General features: G+C 72.6%; 1 protein-coding gene. It reads left to right on the top strand.

From position 1 onward, the window contains the following. Nucleotides 1–2,815 (top strand): type I polyketide synthase (locus STRAU_RS32510; RefSeq protein WP_158692177.1); only part of this gene is annotated, 2,815 nt, incomplete at both ends.

Here is a 2,815-nt window from a genome sequence, read left to right on the forward strand (position 1 = left end):
AGAATCTGGCGCTGCTGCCGGTGGCCGAGGACGCCGAGGTGTCCGGCGGCAGGCCGCTGGGCGCGGGCGAGGTGCGGGTCGAGGTGCGCGCCGCGGGTGTCAACTTCCGTGACCCGCTGATCGCGTTGGGGATGTACCCCGGCGACGCGGTCATGGGCACCGAGGGCGCCGGTGTCGTCGTCGAGGTCGGCTCCGAGGTGACCGACCTGTCCGTCGGCGACCGGGTCCTCGGCCTGTTGGAGGCCGCGTTCGGCCCGCTGGCGGTCGCGGATGCCCGCATGGTGGCGCGGATGCCGGAGGGCTGGTCGTTCGCGCAGGCCGCGTCGGTGCCGACGGTGTTCCTGACGGCCTACTACGCGCTGCGGGACCTGGCGGGTCTTGAGGCGGGTGAGTCGGTTCTGGTGCACGCGGCTGCCGGTGGTGTGGGCATGGCGGCGGTGCAGCTGGCGCGGCATTTCGGTGCGGAGGTGTATGGCACCGCGAGCGCCGGAAAGTGGGGCGTGCTACGGGAGTTGGGGGTTGAGGACTCTCGTATCGCGTCGTCCCGGAACCTGGACTTCGAGGCGTCGGTCCTTGAGAGGACCGAAGGCCGGGGCGTCGATGTCGTGCTGAACTCTCTGGCGCGGGAGTTCGTGGACGCGTCGCTGCGGCTGCTGCCGCGCGGCGGGCGCTTCGTGGAGATGGGCAAGACCGACCTCCGCGACCCGAACACCATCGCCGAGCAGCACACCGGCGTCACCTACCGGAGCTTCGACCTCATCGACGCCGGACGCGACCGTATTCGGGAGATGCTGGCGGAGGTGCTGTCCCTGTTCGAGCAGGGGGTGCTGGAGCCGCTCCCGGTGCAGGCGTGGGATGTGCGGCGGGCGCCGGAGGCGTTCCGTTATCTGAGTCAGGCCCGGCATGTGGGCAAGGTGGTGCTGACGCTGCCGCCGGTGTTCGACGGCCGGGGCACGGTGCTGGTCACCGGCGCGCTGGGCGGGCTGGGGCGGGTCGTGGCCCGGCATCTGGCCGCGCATCATGGCGTACGGGATCTGCTCCTTGTTTCGCGTCGGGGTGAGGACACTCCGGGTGTGGGGGAAGTGCGGGCGGAACTGGAGGAGTTGGGCGCGCGTGTCTCCATCGCGGCCTGTGATGTGGCCGACCGTGATTCGCTCAAGGCGGTCCTGGACGGGGTGCGCGCTGATCTGACCGCCGTGGTGCATGTGGCGGGTGTGGTCGACGACGGTGTGGTGACGGCGTTGACGCCGGAGCGGCTGGACACGGTGCTGCGGCCGAAGGTGGACGCGGCTGTCAACCTGCACGAGCTGACGGCCGGCCTTGATCTGTCGGCGTTCGTGCTGTTCTCCTCGACCCCCGAGCTGTTCTCCTCGGCGGCCGGTGTGCTGGGCAGTGCGGGTCAGGCCAACTACGCGGCTGCCAACGCCTTCCTGGACGCTTTGGCCCAGCACCGCCGCGCGCAGGGGTTGCCCGCGACGTCGCTGGCGTGGGGTCTGTGGGCGGATCAGGGCGGCATGGCCGGAGCCCTCGACGAGGGCGCGCTGTCGGCGGAGGAGGGCCTGGCCCTCCTGGACGCCTCCCTGGCCCAGCCGGACGGCGCCCTCGTCCCGATGAAGCTGGACACGGACACCCTCCGGCAGCAGTTCGGGGCCGACGTGCCCCCGCTGTTCCGCGCCCTCATCCGCGCCCAGGTCCGCCGCGCCACCGCCGCGCAGGCGGGCGACCCGGCGGCCGACGGCCAGGAGTCCCTGGCCGAGCGCCTGGCGAGGCTCGGCGAGGAGGAGCGCGATCAGTTCCTCGTCGACCTCGTACGCGCCGACGTCGCCGCCGTCCTCGGCTACCCGTCGCCCGAATCCGTCGACGCGGCCAAGGCGTTCAAGGAGCTGGGCTTCGACTCGCTCACCTCCGTCGAACTCCGCAACCGGCTCGGCGCCGCCACGGCGCTGCGCCTCCCGGCGAGCCTGGTCTTCGACTACCCCACCCCCGTCGCCCTCGCCGGACATCTGCGCACGGAACTCCTCGGCTCGCTCCCGGAGAGCGCCGCCCCGGCCGCCGCACGGAGCACCGCCGATCCGGCGGCCGGGCAGGACGACCCCATCGCCATCGTCGCGATGAGCTGCCGCTACCCCGGCGGCGTACGGTCGCCCGAAGACCTGTGGCGCATGGTGTCCACCGGTGCGGACGGCCTGTCCGGGTTCCCCGTGAACCGGGGCTGGGACGTCACCGCCCCTGCGGGCTTCGACGGCGACGGTGCCGCCACGGACGGCGACGAGGGCCTGACGTACGTCACGACCGGCGCCTTCCTCCACGACGCCGACGAGTTCGACCCCGAGTTCTTCGGCATCAACCCGCGCGAGGCCCTGGCCATGGACCCGCAGCAGCGGCTCCTCCTGGAAACCTCCTGGGAGGCGTTCGAGCGCGCGGGCATCGTGCCGTCGGCCCTGCGCGCCAGCGAGACCGGCGTCTTCGTCGGCCTCTCCACCCAGGGCTACTCGACCACCCTCAACGGCGCCGAAGGCGTCGAGGGCTACGTCATGACCGGCGACGCGGCGAGCGTCGCCTCCGGCCGTCTGTCCTACTCCTTCGGCTTCGAAGGCCCCGCCGTCACCGTCGACACCGCCTGCTCCTCCTCGCTCGTCGCCCTGCACCTCGCCGTGCAGGCGCTGCGCCAGGGCGAGTGCACGATGGCGCTCGCGGGCGGCGTGACGGTCATGCCGACCCCCACCTCGTTCGCCGAGTTCAGCCGGCAGCGGGGCCTCGCCCCCGACGGCCGCTGCAAGTCGTTCGCCGCGTCGGCGGACGGCACCGGCTGGGG

The sequence above is a fragment of the Streptomyces aurantiacus JA 4570 genome, assembly GCF_000414115.1.
Classification (GTDB): domain Bacteria; phylum Actinomycetota; class Actinomycetes; order Streptomycetales; family Streptomycetaceae; genus Streptomyces; species Streptomyces aurantiacus_A.